The organism is Bradyrhizobium sp. 186 (assembly GCF_023101685.1).
Taxonomy (GTDB): domain Bacteria; phylum Pseudomonadota; class Alphaproteobacteria; order Rhizobiales; family Xanthobacteraceae; genus Bradyrhizobium.
This window is the reverse complement of the sequence record NZ_CP082164.1, coordinates 8,171,048-8,186,733: the sequence shown is the minus strand read 5'-3', so window position 1 is coordinate 8,186,733 and position 15,686 is coordinate 8,171,048. Positions and strand designations below refer to the sequence as shown.

Annotated in this window: 13 protein-coding genes and 1 tRNA gene; 8 read left to right on the top strand and 6 right to left on the bottom strand. The window is 64.7% G+C overall.

Annotation, left to right across the window (positions count from 1 at the left end; all coding sequences use genetic code 11):
- Nucleotides 1–787 precede the first annotated feature (787 nt).
- Nucleotides 788–863 (bottom strand) — tRNA-Ile (locus IVB18_RS39225).
- A gap of 338 nt (nt 864–1,201) precedes the next feature.
- Entirely contained in the window at nt 1,202–2,179 is a 978-nt protein-coding gene (locus IVB18_RS39220; protein WP_247985588.1) for a tripartite tricarboxylate transporter substrate binding protein, read from the bottom strand.
- A gap of 107 nt (nt 2,180–2,286) precedes the next feature.
- On the opposite strand from IVB18_RS39220, the gene IVB18_RS39215 reads away from it, so the two are divergent.
- Complete coding sequence (locus IVB18_RS39215) at nt 2,287–3,264, top strand: TAXI family TRAP transporter solute-binding subunit (RefSeq protein ID WP_247985587.1); 978 nt, start codon at nt 2,287–2,289, stop codon at nt 3,262–3,264.
- Between the two features lie 74 nt (nt 3,265–3,338).
- Here IVB18_RS39215 and IVB18_RS39210 read toward each other — a convergent pair whose 3' ends face one another.
- Together IVB18_RS39210 and IVB18_RS39205 are read right to left on the bottom strand one after the other, a co-directional pair.
- Nucleotides 3,339–4,553, bottom strand: coding sequence for an ABC transporter substrate-binding protein (locus tag IVB18_RS39210; RefSeq protein WP_247985586.1), 1,215 nt, complete (start codon nt 4,551–4,553; stop codon nt 3,339–3,341).
- A gap of 98 nt (nt 4,554–4,651) precedes the next feature.
- Nucleotides 4,652–5,545, bottom strand: a complete 894-nt coding sequence (locus IVB18_RS39205; RefSeq protein ID WP_247985585.1) for a helix-turn-helix transcriptional regulator — start codon at nt 5,543–5,545, stop codon at nt 4,652–4,654.
- A gap of 338 nt (nt 5,546–5,883) precedes the next feature.
- Here IVB18_RS39205 and IVB18_RS39200 point away from each other — a divergent pair, with 338 nt between their 5' ends.
- Genes IVB18_RS39200 through IVB18_RS39190 form a run of 3 tightly spaced genes read left to right on the top strand, consistent with a single transcriptional unit; the run spans nt 5,884 to nt 9,841 of the window.
- Nucleotides 5,884–6,717 (top strand): substrate-binding domain-containing protein, encoded by an 834-nt coding sequence (locus tag IVB18_RS39200; protein WP_247985584.1) that lies wholly within the window; start codon nt 5,884–5,886, stop codon nt 6,715–6,717.
- Between the two features lie 54 nt (nt 6,718–6,771).
- A complete protein-coding gene (locus tag IVB18_RS39195) occupies nt 6,772–7,878 on the top strand; it encodes a molybdopterin-binding protein (RefSeq protein WP_247985583.1) in 1,107 nt (368 codons plus the stop codon).
- Nucleotides 7,879–7,891: 13 nt separating this feature from the next.
- Nucleotides 7,892–9,841: a molybdopterin biosynthesis protein gene (locus IVB18_RS39190; protein ID WP_247985582.1), complete on the top strand. Its 1,950-nt coding sequence runs from the start codon at nt 7,892–7,894 to the stop codon at nt 9,839–9,841.
- A gap of 19 nt (nt 9,842–9,860) precedes the next feature.
- Here IVB18_RS39190 and mobA read toward each other — a convergent pair whose 3' ends face one another.
- Both mobA and fdhD read right to left on the bottom strand, forming a co-directional pair.
- Nucleotides 9,861–10,502 carry a molybdenum cofactor guanylyltransferase MobA gene (gene mobA, locus IVB18_RS39185; RefSeq protein ID WP_247991838.1) on the bottom strand — a complete coding sequence of 214 codons (642 nt, stop codon included), beginning with the start codon at nt 10,500–10,502 and terminating at the stop codon, nt 9,861–9,863.
- 16 nt (nt 10,503–10,518) lie between these two features.
- The gene (gene fdhD / locus IVB18_RS39180) at nt 10,519–11,409 is read right to left on the bottom strand and encodes a formate dehydrogenase accessory sulfurtransferase FdhD (RefSeq protein WP_247985581.1); all 891 of its coding nucleotides are present in this window, start codon (nt 11,407–11,409) and stop codon (nt 10,519–10,521) included.
- A 201-nt stretch (nt 11,410–11,610) separates the two neighbouring features.
- Between fdhD and mobB the strand changes: the two genes are divergently transcribed.
- The 4 genes from mobB (at nt 11,611) to IVB18_RS39160 (ending at nt 15,685) form a co-directional block, all read left to right on the top strand.
- Nucleotides 11,611–12,138: a molybdopterin-guanine dinucleotide biosynthesis protein B gene (mobB, locus tag IVB18_RS39175; protein ID WP_247985580.1), complete on the top strand. Its 528-nt coding sequence runs from the start codon at nt 11,611–11,613 to the stop codon at nt 12,136–12,138.
- A 9-nt stretch (nt 12,139–12,147) separates the two neighbouring features.
- Nucleotides 12,148–13,404, top strand: a complete 1,257-nt coding sequence (gene glp / locus IVB18_RS39170; protein WP_247985579.1) for a gephyrin-like molybdotransferase Glp — start codon at nt 12,148–12,150, stop codon at nt 13,402–13,404.
- Between the two features lie 44 nt (nt 13,405–13,448).
- Nucleotides 13,449–13,712, top strand: a complete 264-nt coding sequence (locus IVB18_RS39165; protein ID WP_247985578.1) for a sulfurtransferase TusA family protein — start codon at nt 13,449–13,451, stop codon at nt 13,710–13,712.
- A 317-nt stretch (nt 13,713–14,029) separates the two neighbouring features.
- Nucleotides 14,030–15,685 carry an OFA family MFS transporter gene (locus IVB18_RS39160; RefSeq protein WP_247985577.1) on the top strand — a complete coding sequence of 552 codons (1,656 nt, stop codon included), beginning with the start codon at nt 14,030–14,032 and terminating at the stop codon, nt 15,683–15,685.
- Nucleotide 15,686 lies beyond the last annotated feature (1 nt).

Below are 15,686 nucleotides of genomic sequence, written 5' to 3'. Positions count from 1 at the left end.
GGCAGAGTTGGAGTTTCAGTCCGCGCGCGCATATCGCGTTGTAAAATAAAGAAAAATCTGGCGCACCCGACACGATTCGAACGTGTGACCTTTGCCTTCGGAGGGCAACGGCCCGCGCCCAATTTCGCGGGGGCAGGCTGAGATGTGCCCGCGTTGGCTCAAAAAGTTGGAAATTTCGATCGCCCGGCGTCGCATTGCGCGGTGTCCTGTGCCGGACGCGCTCGTGATCCAATGCGCTCACGGACCGATCTAGCAGTGCGATCCAGTTTCATCATGTTGCTCACGTTCTATTGAGGTATTTCCTGAACTACGCCCGACGTCGCGGCACCTATGATTACCTCGCGCTGGCTTTGATCAATGCCGCCCTCACTGCCAAAGCTGATTTTTATTTCGCTTGAACGTGCATCGTTCTTGGCGTTTTCATTGCGAGGTGGATGGAGAAATGAGTGATTCCGGCCAGTTTCCGGAATGCAAGGAGTGAAGTTCGTCGTACGTGTGCAGTCGGTTTTTGGCGTGCACTATCCATGCAGTGAGAGTGCAGAAGTAACGATTTCGCTGCCAATTGGAGCGGATGTGATCCTAGAACGATCAACATGCGAATGGGAGGGCAAGATAAAAGCACTGACGCCCAGGACCTTCCGTCGAAAGGGTACTTCACTGCAAGCCGGGCGCCTTTAATGGCTATAGATTGATCCACGGACGAAAGTGACACGAGCAAATTAGCATCGTATCTGAGGCGGTTGGTAAAAGGTCCACTTCCAACCGTGCAAGAAATGCCCGATTTTATTGGTGGGCCCGGCAGGACTCGAACCTGCAACCAGACCGTTATGAGCGGCCGGCTCTAACCATTGAGCTACAGGCCCCGCCGCGAGGCGGCCGCGGGAGGCGCGGCCGGCAACGGTGCGCGGTCCGTTTACAGGGCCTGAGGCGAGGGTGCAATGCCGGCGCTAGCCGATCGAAACGCCGGCACCGCACCGACGGTAATTTCCGAATTACCGAAACGGGCGATGATGCGCTTATGCGCCTGTTTTGCCCGACGAGTCAAATGCCCCTGCGGTGCTCATTTTCGCTCGGGGTAACTCGCTGTGATCGCCCGCCTTTTCTACTGTGCATGGGGTTGTTTTCGCGTTTTTTGATTCGAGGGGGCCGCCGGTCACCCTATGTCTTGCCGGCGAGCTACAGGCGCCGCGGCGGGCCAACCCTAGTCCACCGAAACCCCCGCGAACTCCACCACCTTGCGCCACTTCTCCGTCTCATCCGTGACCAGCTTGCCGAACTCGGCCGGCGTCATCGGCTTCGGGATGCCGCCGGTCTCGGCGAGCCGTGCGACCAGCTTCGGGTCCTTCAGCGCTTCGCCGACGGCCTTGTTGAGGATCTCGACCACCTCGGGCGGCGTGCCCTTCGGGGCGGAGATGCCGTAGAAGCCGACCGACTCGAATCCCGGCACGGTCTCGGCGATCGCGGGCACATCGGGCACGATCGGCCAGCGCTGCGGCGAGGTCACCCCGAGCGCACGGACGTTGCCGCCCTTGGCCTGCTCCAGCGCCGACGGCAGGTTGTCGAAGATCAGCTGCACCTTGTTCGAGATGATGTCGGGGAAGGCGATCGCCGAGCCGCGATAGGGCACGTGCACCATGTCGCACTTGGTCATCACCTTGAACAGCTCCGCGGACATGTGCACCGAGGTGCCGTTGCCGGACGAGGCAAAGGAGATTTGTCCGGGATTGGCCTTGCAGTAGTCGATGAACTCCTGGACGGTCTTCACCGGCATCGCGTTGGCGACCACCAGCATGTTGGTGAGCTGCATGATGCTCGCGACAGGGGTGGTGTCGCGCAGGAAGTCGAACGGCAGCTTCTTGTAGAGCGAGGTCGAGATCGCGTTGTTGGGTGCGACGAACAAGAGCGTATAGCCGTCGGCCGGCGCGTTGATCGCGGCGGCGGCGGCGATGTTGCCGCCGGAGCCCGCGCGGTTCTCGACGATGAATTGCTGGCCGAGGCGGTCCGACAGCCACTGCGCCATGATCCGCGACACGATGTCGACCGGGCCGCCGGCGGCGAAGCCGATGATCCAGTGCACGGGGCGGTTGGGGTAGTCGGCGGCGGAGGCGGGAGGCGCGGCGCTGAACAGGCCTGAAATGATCGCGAGCCCGAAAACAGCGCTCCGCAGAATTCGCAACATGACGTCTCCCATTGCATTATTGTCGTTGGGCCGCATGCTTTCACAAAAACCGCCCGCTGCCTACATCGTCTCAAGTCGATGTTGACGCGGAGCGGCCGGGAATCATCATGAAATTCGCATCGATCACACTTCTCGCCGCGGCGCTGCTCGTGAGCCCCGCGGCCGCTCAAACCGGAGACAAGGCCATTTCGACCACAACGATCAGCCTTACGATCAGTCTTGGCACCGCGACGCCCGGCGGCGGCTTTCCGCTCTATGGCAATACCTTTGCGGAGGTGATGAACGCGGCCGATCCGTCGTTGACGATTGCCCCGCGCAACACCAAGGGCAGCAACGAGAACATTCCGCTGCTGGAGAAGGGCGAGCTCGATCTCGCGCTGGTCGCGGGCGAGCCGGCCTACGAGGCTTTTGCGGGCATCGGCCGCGCGCCGGTGCGGCTGAAGATCCTCACCGCGATCTATTCCAATCCCGGCATGTTCGTGGTGCGCGCGGACAGTCCCTACAAGACCATCCGCGATCTCGTCGGGCAGCCCGTCGCGTTCGGCGCCAAGGGCTCCGGCCTGCCGATCCTGGCGCGCTATGTGCTGGACGGGCTCGGCCTGAAGCAGGACGAGGACTTCAAGGCGATCTATCTCGATCGCGCCGGCGATGGCCCCGCGATGGTCGAGGACGGACGCGCCGTGGCGCTATGGGGCGCCGGCATCGGCTGGCCCGGTTTCGCAGCCGTGGCGTCGAGCGCATCAGGCGCGCGCTTCATCGCGCCGAGCGCCGAGGAGATCGCGCGCATCCGCGCCAAACATTCCTTCCTGAAGCCGCTGACCGTTCCGGCCGGCAGCTATCCAAAACAGTCCGAGCCGATCGCCTCGCTCGGCTCCTGGAGCTTTGTGCTGACGCGCGAGGACCTGCCGGACGAAGTCGCCTATCGGCTGGCGAAGACGCTGCATGGCGTCGAGGCGACGTTCTGCAACAAGCTCGCGCAGGCCTGCGAGACCACGGCCGCGAACACGCTCGCCGCCGCGCCGAAGCCGAAACTGATTCATCCGGGCGTGATGAAGTACTTTCGCGAGGTCGGCGTGGTGAAATAGCGAATGGCGAATGGCGAGTAGCGAGTAGCGCGGCCCGCTCCCATTCGCCACTCGCTACTCGCCATTCGCCCGTCTCACTTCTTCACCATCGCGCACGCCGGGTCCGGCGGCCCAAAGGCCTTGTCGCCCGAAATGGTCGTGAGGATCTTGTAATAGTCCCATGGGTACTTGCTCTCTTCCGGCGTCTTCACCTGCACCAGCCAGAGATCGTGCACCATCAGATTGTCCTCGCGCAGCCTGCCGTTGCGGGCGAAGAAATCCTCGATCGGCTTTTCCCGCATCTTCGCTGCCACTTTGAGCGGATCGTCACTGCCGGTCTCCTTGATGGCGTTGAGATAGTGCATCACGCTCGAATAGACGCCGGCCTGCCACATCGACGGCATCTTGTTCATCTTGGCGAAATAGCGCTTCGACCATTCGCGGGTCTTGTCGTCCATGTCCCAATAGAACGACGTGGTCAGCAACAGGCCCTGCGCGGCCTGGAGGCCGAGGCCGTGGATGTCGGTGATCAGCGCCAGCAGCGCCGCCATCTGCTGGCCGCCCTTGAACACGCCGAACTCGGAGCCGGTCTTGATCTCGTTCATGTTGTTGGGAGGACCGGCGGCAATGCCGATGATCTTGGCCTTGGAGGCCTGTGCCTGGAGCACGAAGGAGGAGAGGTCGGGCGTTGCCAGCGGCGGCCGCACCGAGCCCAGCACCTTGCCGCCATTGGCGGTCACGACGCTGGAGGCGTCGCGCTCCAGCGAATGGCCGAAAGCGTAGTCGTCGGTGATGAAGAACCAGCTGTCGCCGCCGCGCTTCACCACCGCATCCGCCGTGCCGACCGCGAGCGCGCGGGTATCGAACACCCACTGGATCGCGTAGGGCGAGCAGAATTTGCCGTGGAAATCGGCGGTGCCGGTGGAGTGGGTGATGAACAGCCGCTTTTTCTCGTTGGCGATGTTCTGCACCGCGAGCCCTACCGCCGAGACCGGCACGTCGACGATCAAATCGACCTGGTCGACGTCGTACCAGCGCCGCGCGATGGCGCCGCCGATGTCGGCCTTGAGCTGGTGGTCGCCGATCACGATCCTGATCGGCTTGCCGAGGACCGTGCCGCCGAAATCGTCGATCGCCATCTGCGCCGCAGTCACCGAACCCTGGCCGGTCGGCGCGGAGGCCGGGCCGTTCATGTCGGTGAGCACGCCGATCTTCACGACGTCGTCGGAAACCTGTGCCGACGCCGCGCCCGACATCAGCGTCGCCGCCAAGACGGCAGCGACCGGCAGTCCAAATCTGGCTGGATTCACGCTTGTCCTCCCTCATCCGGCTCGTTGGCCGGTGTTGCCCCGGGTATGGCCCGGCTGAATTGGTTTCTTTTGCAACTATTTGGGGGCGGGCGTCAACGTCAGGCCGCGAAGCGGATCTGCCCCGCCGGCGAGGGATCGTAGCCGGTCAGCTCCTCGGCGCGATGCCGCAGCCGTCTTTCGCAGAGAAACCGGATCAACGCCTGCATCGGCGGCCGGAAATAGCTGCGCTGCCGCAGCGCGAGATCGAAGTTTTCCCAGACCAGCGGCACGAAATCGAGGCCGGCGGAGCGCGCCGCCGCGCGCGTCGCCATCCCGCAATCGGCTTGGCCGGCGCGGATCACCTCGGCGAGATCCGGACCGGTCAGGCTCGGCGTCTCCACCCGGCGCAAATCCCGGGGCGAGGCGCCGGCACGCTTCAAGAGCACCTCGAGCAGCATCTGCGCGCCTGCGCCCTGTTGCCGCATCGCCATTCTGGCGCCGAGCGCGAGCACGTCGGACAGGCTGCGCAGCCGCTTCGGATTGCCATGCGGCAGCACGAGGCCCTGCTCGCGGCGCACGAGGCCCACCAGCACCGCATCATGCAGGTCCGGCGCGCCGCGCAGCGCCGCAACATTGGCGTCGTTGGCGAGATTGTCGGAAGCATCGAAACTGTGAAAATGCACCGCCGCGGCCATCACCTCGTCGCGCTGCAAGCGCTCGAACCCGCGCGCGGTCCCCTCGCTCAGCGAGGCGAGGCCGGAGCCGGATTGGCGCAAACTCCAATCCAAGAGGTCGTCCTGGCTGCCGCCAACGACAGGCGGCGGCTCGGCGGTCAGCATGCCAGCGGGCCGCGCCAGTCCCGACAACACCCAGAGGTCGAGCTCGTGCCGCGGAAACAGCCATTTTCCGGTCACCTTGGTGCAGGGGATCGCGCCGTTGGTGACGAGTTCGTACAGCTTGCGTTCGCCGAGCCGGAGATAGTCGGCGGCTTCGCTGGTCGTCAGGAATTCCATCCTGCATTCCTATGCAATTTCTTGCTTCCTTTTTGACGTCCGACGCAGGTGGAATTCTGCAGTTCATTTTCGTTCGCGGGAACCATGCCTGATGATCTCGCTGCTTTGCAACATATCCCGACTGCCGAATCGAATTCTCGCGCGTTCGCTTGGTGTGGGCCTTGCGCGCGTCGCAACGTGCTGCGTATCGCGACGACCATCTGCCAGAGGTAGTGGTTCGTATCTTGATCTATCTATTGTTGTCACGATCCGCGCAGTTCGGCGCGGAATCGCGTCACGAGCGCGGCGCAATCCGCCATCAGGATCATCCCGATTTCGCACCTCACGGGAACCAGCCCATGGCCCTTCGCCGCCTATCCGTTGCATTTGCGGTTCTCTGCGGCCTTGCCGTAGGCATTGCGGCGTCATTCGCGGAGGACCGCGCGATCGTCCTGGCCTCGACGACATCGACGCAGGATTCAGGCCTGCTCGATTATCTGCTGCCGATCTTCACCGCCAAAACCGGCATCGACGTGATAGTGATCGCACGCCGCGCCGACGAGGTGCTCGACGGAGCGCGAAGGGGTGAGGTCGATGTCGTGTTGATGCATGCGCGGCCGCAGGAAGAGAAATTCGTCGCCGACGGTTTTGGCGCAAAACGCTTCGACGTGATGTACAACGACTATGTGCTGATCGGGCCGAAGAGCGATCCTGCCGGGGTGAAGGGCAAGGACATCGCGACCGCGCTGAAAGCGATCGAGGCCAAGGGCGCGCCGTTCGTAACGCGCGGCGATCGCTCCGGCACCCATGCCGCGGAGCTTGCGCTCTGGATCGTCGCCGGCATCGATATCGCCAGCGTCAAGGGCGCCTGGTACCGCGAGGCAGGGCAGGGCATGGTCGCCGCCCTCGACGCAGCGCGTGCGTCGAATGCGTACGTACTGTCCGATCGCGGCTCCTGGATTTCTTTCAAGGAGCGCGGCGATCTCGACATCGTCGTCGAAGGCGACAAGCGGCTGCTCAACCAATACGGCGTGATGCTGGTGAACCCGGAGAAGCATCCGAACGTCAAGAAGGAGCTTGGGCAGATCTTCGTCGACTGGCTGATCTCGCCGGAGGGGCAGATGGCGATCGCCGGCTACAAGGTCGACGGGCAGCAGCTGTTCTTTCCCAATGCGGCCAAGTCGGGCGGCTGATGTCCGCATCACGAGCGATTGCCAAACCGCACGATGCATGGTCCATCATGGCGCATGATCCAGCGCCTGCCGCCCTCGCTCACATCGCTCGACACCGCGCTCGCTGCGTTGCTGCGCGGCGTTGATCCGATCGCGCCGATCGAGTTGCCGTTGGCGGAGGCCGCCGGCTGCATCGCGGCGGGGACGCCATTGCTGGCGTCCTATCCGCCCTATGACGCCGCCGCCGCGGACGGCTGGGCGTTGCGCGCAAATGATCTCGTCGGCGCGTCCTCCTATTCGCCGCTGCCTCTGACAAAAGCGCCGGCATGGGTCGAGGCTGGCGAGCCCATGCCCTATGGATGCGATTGTGTGCTCGATGCCGATGCGGTCGACATCTCGGGTCCGCTTGCGCAGGTGCTGGCAGAGGGGGTGCCGGGGCAGGGCGTCAGGCGCGGGGGAAGCGACATCGCCGAACACACGCCCGCCGGCGCGGAGGGATATCCGGTCAGCGCGACCGCTCTGCTGCTCGCGCGCGTCGCCGGGGGTAACGGACTGAGCGTGCGCCGGCCGCGGCTGCGCATCGTCAATGTCCCCGATGCGACGGCGACGACGCATATGATCGCCGACATCGCGTGCGCAGTGGGACTGGACGTGGAGACGCACCAAGCCGGCACGCGCGATGCGGCATCGATTGCGGAGGCTCTTGACGCTTCCGCCTGCGATCTCCTGCTGACGATCGGCGGCAGCGGCGTCGGTCGCCAGGATGCTGCCGTGAAGGCGCTGGCTCAACGTGGTGACGTGATCGCCCATGGGCTTGCGCTCCAGCCCGGACGCACCGCCGCGGTCGGGCGGCTCGGAAAAGTTCCGGTGGTGGCGTTGCCCGGCTCACCCGATCACGCGCTCGCCGTCTGGTTCGCGCTTGCGCTTCCGCTCATCGATCGATTGTCGGCGCGGCGACCGCGGCGGTCGGCGACCTTGCGGCTTGCGCGCAAGATCGCCTCCAATGTGGGGATCGCCGAAATCGTGCTGCTGGCTGAGGAACATGATGCGTGGATGCCGCTTGCGGTCGGCGAATGGCCGCTACAGGCAATTGCCGGTGCGGATGCATGGCTGCTCATTCCCGGCAGCAGCGAGGGCTTTGCGGCGGGCACATCGGTCGATGCCTATCTGATGCGGGAGTGATATGGGTTCCGGCATGACGACGATCCCACGACCGCGAGACCGCAGCGCACACGAGCAGGAGCAGTTCCTCAAGATCCTCTCGCGCGAGGATGCGCTGGCGCGCTTTGAGGCGGCACTCTTCCCGCGCGCGATCCCGAGCGAACCAAGCAATCTGGCCGATGCGCTCGGCGCGGCGCTCGCCGAAGACGTCACTGCGCCGATCGACGTGCCACCCTTCGACCGTTCCAATGTCGACGGGTTTGCCGTGCGCTCGGCGGATCTCGCCGCGGCGGGCGAGGGCGCACCTGTTCGTCTCGTGTTGAACGGCGAGACCATCCACTGTGGCACCGCGCCGACGCTGCAAGTGGCGACGGGAACCGCGACGCCGATCGCCACCGGCGGCCCGCTGCCGCGCGGCGCCGACGCCGTCGTCATGGTCGAGCACACCCAGCCGGCTGGATCGGATGCAATTGATGTCCGCCGTGCCGCATCTCCGGGGCAATTCGTCTCCTATGCAGGATCCGACATCGCGCGCGGCGAGGCGCTGTTGCGCGCCGGCACGATCATCGGCTCGCGTGAGATCGGCATGCTGGCTGCTTGCGGGATTGCCAAGGTGATTGTCGCGCGCAAGCCGCGGGTCGCCGTGATCTCCACCGGCGACGAACTGGTCCAGCCCGGCGAGGTGCTCGCGCCCGCCGCGATCTACGACACCAATGGCGCGATCGTCGCCGCCGCGATCGACGAGAACGGCGGCGAGGCGATCTTCCTCGGTGCCATTCCCGACGACGAAGCGAAACTCGAATCCGCCATGCGTCGCGCGCTGATTGATGCCGACATGCTGGTGCTGTCCGGCGGCACGTCCAAAGGTGCGGGCGACCTGTCCCATCGCATCATCGACCGGCTCGGCAAGCCCGGCATCATCGCGCATGGCGTTGCGCTCAAGCCCGGCAAGCCGCTGTGCCTCGCGGTATGCGACGGCAAGCCGGTGGTGATCCTGCCGGGCTTCCCGACTTCGGCGATGTTCACCTTCCACGACATGATCGTGCCGGTGCTGCGCAAAATGGCCGGCCTGCCGCCGCGCTCCGACGCCAAGGTGAGCGCGACCGTGCCGGTGCGCATTGCCTCCGAACTCGGCCGCACCGAATTCGTCATGGTCTCGCTGGTCGAGGGCAAGGAGGGCTTGATCGCCTATCCCTCCGGCAAAGGCTCGGGTGCGATCACGTCCTTTGCGCAGGCCGACGGCTTTCTGCGCATCGATGCGCTCGCCGACCAGATGCCGGCCGGCACCGAGGCCGAGGTGACGCTGTTCACGCCACATGTGCGCGTTCCGGATCTCGTCATCGTCGGCAGCCACTGCACCGGGCTCGATCTCGTCACCGCGCCGCTTGCGCATGCCGGCCTGACCGTGCGCTCGATCGCAGTCGGCAGCCTCGGCGGGCTTGCTGCAGCACGGCGCGGCGAATGCGATCTCGCGCCGATCCACCTGTTCGACGACAAGAGCGAGACCTATAACACGCCCTATCTCGTCGATGGGCTCGAGCTTGTGCCGGGCTGGCGGAGAATGCAGGGCATCGTGTTCCGCAAAGGCGACGAACGCTTCGAAGGGCTTGGCGCGAAGCAGGCCGTCGCGGCTGCGCTCTCTGACCCCGCCTGCATCATGGTCAACCGCAACCAGGGCGCCGGCACGCGCATCCTGATCGACCGGCTGCTCGGCGGTGCGCGCCCGGAAGGATACTGGAACCAGCCGCGCTCGCATAATGCGGTGGCCGCTGCGGTCGCGCAGCATCGCGCCGACTGGGGCATGACCATTGCGCCGGTCGCCCATGCCTCCAAACTCGGTTTCATTCCGCTCGCAGAAGAGCATTATGATTTCGCGCTGGTCACGGCGCGCAAGCAACGCCCGGCGGTGCAGGCCTTTCTCGACGCACTCGGCTCGGACGAAGCCCGCGTCGCCCTGGAGCAGGCCGGATTTCGGCCGGCGTAGACGTACGACCGCGCGGCGTTCAAGCCGGGCGCGCCGCATCCAGCGCCGCCAGCCGTTCGGCTTCGGCGATATCCTCGACGGTGTTGGCATTGAAAAAAGGATCGAGCGGCTCGGTCGGCCATATCACCGTCGCGAGCGGGTAGCGCGCGGTCCAGCGGTCGATCTTGCGCAGATCCTCGACCACCAGCGCATGGCGCAGCTCCTCGCGCAGGCCCACGCGCCACAGCCCGATCACCGGATGCGACTGGTCGCCTGATGCCGCGACCGCGAGCTGGGTGTTCTCCCGCTCTCGCGCTTCATGCAGGCGCTCGACCAGATCGCGCGGCAGGAACGGGCAATCGCCGGCGGCGCTGAGCACCCACTCCACCTCCGGGCGGTTCGCAGCGATCCAGTCCAGCGCCGCAAGGATGCCGGCGAGCGGCCCGGGAAATCCGGGAACGTCATCGGCAATGACCTGCAATCCGAACGCAGCGAAGCGAGCCGGATCGCCATTGGCATTGAGGATCAATCCGTCGCACTGAGGCTTCAGGCGCGCGATCACGCGCTCCAGAATGGTGCGGCCGCCGATGGTGCGCATCGGCTTGTCGCCGCCGCCCATGCGTCGCGCCAGGCCGCCGGCGAGCAGCACGCCAAGAGTCGCTGGAATGCTCGTCGACGGAATGCTCGTCGCCGGAATTCTAGTCGTCACCAGCTTCACCCTTGCGCTTGTGCTTCGCGGACTCCTCGTCGACGTAAGCGAGGTTCTGGTCGTAGACGATGCGCTCTTCACCCGCCAATGCGATGAACCGCTTGCCTCGCGCGCGGCCGACCAGCGTCAAGCCCACCTGCCGGGCGAGATCGACGCCCCAGGCGGTGAAGCCGGAGCGCGACACCAGGATCGGAATTCCCATCCGCACCGTCTTGATCACCATCTCCGAGGTGAGGCGTCCCGTGGTGTAGAGGATCTTGTCGGAGGCGTCGACGCCGTGGCGGTACATCCAGCCCGCGATCTTGTCGACGGCGTTGTGACGGCCGACATCCTCGGTGTAGCACAACGGGGTGCCTTCCTTGCACAGCACGCAGCCGTGGATCGCGCCGGCTTCGAGATAGAGCGAGGGCATGGTGTTGATGGTCTGCGTCATCTGGTAGAGCCAGGAGGTGCGCAACTCGGCCTTCGGCAGCGCAACGCTCTCGACCGCTTCGAGCAGATCACCGAAGGCCGTGCCCTGCGCGCAGCCTGAGGTCTGCGTGCGCTTCTTCAGTTTCGCCTCGAAATTGGTGTGGTGCTCGGTGCGCACCACCACGACCTGGAGGTCGTCGTCATATTCGACCTCGGTGACCGCGTCACTATATTTCAGCATGTTCTGGTTGAGCAGGTAGCCCAGTGCCAGATATTCGGGATAGTCGCCGATCGTCATCATGGTGACGATCTCCTGGGCGTTCAGGTAGAGCGTCAGGGGCCGCTCCACTGGTACCTTGATCTCGACTTTTGCGCCGCTCTGGTCGATCCCGGTCACGCTCTCGGTCAGGCGCGGGTCGTCCGGGTTCGGGACGATCAGGGGGACCGGGGCTTTGTCGATCTTCATCATGGCCGCGACGTTAGCATGACATTCGGATCAAGCCGATATAAGCATGGCGAAGGAAAGCGAAATGCCTCCCCTCGTCATTGCGAGCGCAGCGAAGCAATCCAGAAATTATCCGCGGAGGCACTCTGGATTGCTACGCCGCGCTCGCAATGACGGAACGGGCGGTTCCAGCCGGGTGATACGGCTGGCGGAGATCACGCTGTGATGAAAGTCATCGGCCTTGCAGGCTGGAGCGGTGCGGGCAAGACCACGCTGTTGACGCGGCTGATTCCGCATTTCAACGCGCAAGGCCTGCGTGTCTCCGTGATCAAGCACGCCCATCACCAGTTCGACGTCGACGTGCCCGGCAAGGATTCCTGGCTCCATCGCGAGGCGGGCGCGGCCGAGGTGCTGGTCGCTTCGTCAAACCGCTGGGCCTTGATGCATGAGTTGCGCGGCGCGGCGGAGCCTCGGCTGCCGGAACTATTAGGCAAGCTGTCCGCCGTCGATCTCGTCGTGGTCGAGGGCTTCAAGCGCGAGCCGCATCGCAAGATCGAGGTGTATCGCGCCGCCAACGACAAGCCGCTGCTGTTCCCCGACGATCCCGGGATTGCCGGGATTGCGAGCGACATCGCAGTTGAAACCCGGCTGCCGACCGTCCATCTGGATGATATCCCGGCTGCGGCAGCGTTGCTGCTGCACGCGGCGATGCCGGTCGAGGAAGCGGTCGCTAGAAGCGCTGCGATGCGCTGACGAGGCACCATGGCGCAACTGTCCGACGATTGCTTTGCCTTCGGTGGACCGATGATGTCGGTCGACGATGCCGTGAGCCTGATCACGACCCGCGTCAACGCGGTCACCGATCTCGAGACGGTGGCACTCGTCGATGCGGACGGACGCGTGCTGGCGCACGACATCGCGGCGCCCCTGCCGTTGCCGCCTTTCACCAATTCCGCCGTCGACGGCTATGCTGTGCGCAACGCGGACCTTCCGCAGGGCGAGGCGCAGGCGGTCCCGCTCGACGGCCGCATCCAGGCCGGCGGCCTCGCGCAAGTGCCGATCAAGCCCGGCCACACCGCGCGCATTTTCACCGGCGCGCCGATGCCGGCGGGCGCCGGAACCGTCTTCATGCAGGAAGATGTCCGCATCGACGAGGCCGGCAAGATCGTGCTGCCGCCGGGGCTGAAGCCCGGTGCCAATGTTCGTCCCGCGGGCGAGGACATTCCCGAGGGGCATATCGCGCTGCGTGCCGGCCAGCGGCTGCGGCCGCAGCACGTCGCGCTTGCCGCGGCGTTCGGGCTGACGCGCCTCGATGTCGTCCGGCGTATCCGCGTCGCGGTGTTCTCGACCGGCGATGAGCTGGCTTCGCCGGGCGAGCCGCGAGCGGCGTCGCAGCTTTTCGATTCCAACCGCTTCATGCTGATGGCGATGCTGCGCCGGCTCGGCTGCGAGGTCAGCGATCTCGGCATTCTGCGCGACGAGCGAACGTCGCTCGCGAATGGCCTGAAGCAGGTCGCGGGCGCGCACGATCTGATCCTCACCACCGGCGGCGTCTCGACCGGCGAGGAGGATCACGTCAAGGCGGCAGTCGAGAGCATCGGCTCGCTGGTGCTGTGGCGAATGGCGATCAAGCCCGGCCGGCCCGTGGCGATGGGCATCATCGATGGCACGCCGCTGATCGGGTTGCCCGGCAATCCCGTCGCAAGCTTCGTTACCTTCGTGCATGTGGTGCGGCCGACCGTGCTGGCACTCGCCGGTAGCTTGCCGGAGCCGCTGACGCCGATCCCGTTGCGAGCCGCTTTCACCTACAAGAAGAAGGAAGGCCGCCGCGAATATGTGCGCGCCTCCTTGCGGCGCGGAGACGACGGCACGTTGGAGGCGGTCAAGTTCCCGCGTGAGGGCGCCGGGCTCTTATCCTCGTTGGTCGATACCGACGGTCTCATTGAACTCGGTGAGGACATCAAGCGTGTCGAGCCGGGCCAGAGCGTAGGTTTCCTCTCCTATGCCGATCTGATCTGAGCGGCTGCGTTGACGCCATCGACTCGCCCCGCCATGTTGCGCCCATGACCAGAACCACACTTGATCTCACCGGGTTGAAATGCCCGTTGCCTGCCTTGAAAACTCGGAAGGCGCTAAAACCATTGCAGCCGGGGGACCAACTTGAAGTGCACTGCACCGATCCGTTGTCGGTAATTGATATTCCGAACCTGATCCGCGAGACCGGCGACAAGGTTGAGATCACCGAGCGCAACGACGCGGGCATCGTGTTCCTGATAGAAAAAGCAAATGACCCATTAGAGGACGTCAATGGTGCGTCGCGCTCCTGAGCGTTACCTCGCGGGTACCGACCTTTTATCTATCGACATCGCTGACGGCTTCTGACCCAATTGACTTTCTCCGTTGAGGCACGGAGGTTGAGTCTCGTCTGCCACACATGGATCAAACGGGCCGCTCACGACGCCCGCACGCCGTGTCGGGCATAGACCCCTGGCTCAAGGGGTTAGTGTCTCGTACGCGCGTGATGATCCTGACGCGCGTTCAACGATTGTGCGGAGCAGCAGGGACGCAGGCTGCACTGCATCGGGCTGAGGATGGGATCATAGCGGCAGATTTGCTCAGAAGGGCGGCTGCAGGGGAGGGACGTATGTCTACCATTGAAAGCGCTGGCAGAATTTCGAACGCTGGCGCGGGAATTCTCGATCGCGAGCATACGGTCGCAAAGGCCGGCTTCAATCGCTGGCTGGTGCCGCCGGCTGCACTGTGCATCCATCTCTGCATCGGCATGGCCTACGGCTTCTCGGTGTTCTGGCTGCCGCTGTCGCGCGCCATCGGGATCACCCAGAGCAAGGCGTGCGCCGACATTTCGTTGTGGCAGGAGCTCTTCACCGCGTCTTGCGACTGGAAGGTCGCGAGCCTGGGCTGGATGTACACGCTGTTCTTCGTCCTGCTCGGCGTCTCCGCCGCGATCTGGGGCGGCTGGCTCGAGCGCTCCGGGCCGCGCAAGGCGGGCGTCGTTGCGGCCTGCTGTTGGGGTGGCGGCCTGCTGATCGGCGCCTTCGGCGTCTATGTCCACCAGCTCTGGATCATGTGGCTGGGGTGTGGCGTGATCGGCGGCGTCGGCCTCGGTCTCGGCTACATCTCGCCGGTCTCGACGTTGATCAAATGGTTTCCGGATCGTCGCGGCATGGCGACCGGCATGGCGATCATGGGCTTCGGCGGTGGCGCGATGATCGGCGCACCATTGGCGAATCTGTTGATCAACTATTTCAAGACGTCGACCTCGGTCGGGGTCTGGGAGACGTTCGTCACCATGGGCGTCGTCTACTTTGTCTTCATGTTGATCGGCGCCTTCGCTTACCGCGTCACGTCCGCCGGCTGGCAGCCCGATGGATGGACGCCGCCGAGCGAAAAGAAGTCGATGATCTCCGAGCATCACGTCCACCTCAACAATGCGCACAAGACGCCGCAGTTCTGGCTGATCTGGTGGGTGCTCTGCCTCAACGTGTCGGCAGGTATCGGCGTGATCGGCATGGCGTCGCCGATGCTCCAGGAGATCTTCGCGGGCAAGCTGATCGGGCTGCCCGAATTGACCTTCAGCCAGCTCTCGGTCGAGCAGAAGACCGCGATCGCGGCGATCGCTGCCGGCTTCGCCGGCCTGCTGTCGCTGTTCAACATCGGCGGTCGGTTCTTCTGGGCCTCGCTGTCGGATCACATCGGCCGCAAGAACACCTATTACACGTTCTTCCTGCTCGGCATCGCGCTCTATGCGCTGGCGCCGACCTTCGCGGCAATGGGCTCGAAACTGCTGTTCGTGCTCGGCTTCGGCATCATCCTGTCGATGTATGGCGGCGGGTTCGCGACGGTGCCGGCCTATCTCGCCGACATGTTCGGAACCCAGTTCGTCGGCGCCATCCATGGCCGGCTGCTGACGGCGTGGTCAACCGCCGGCATCATCGGCCCCGTCGTGGTGAACTACATCCGCGAATTCCAGCTCGCAGCGGGTGTACCGCGTGACCAGCTCTACAACACCACGATGTACATCCTGTGCGCGATGCTGATCGCGGGCCTGATCTGCAACTACCTGATCAAGCCGGTCGATCCGAAATGGAACATGAGCGAGAAGGAGGTCGCCGGGCTCCAGGCGGCGAGCGCCAAGAGCGAGGCGTCGATCCAGCACGGCTCGTTCGGCATCGGCAAGGGCGGGCTCGACGGCAGGGCCGCGCTGTTCTGGGCCTTCGTCGGCATCCCGCTCGCTTGGGGCGTTTGGAAGACGCTGGAGAGCGCGCTCAAGATCTTCTGAG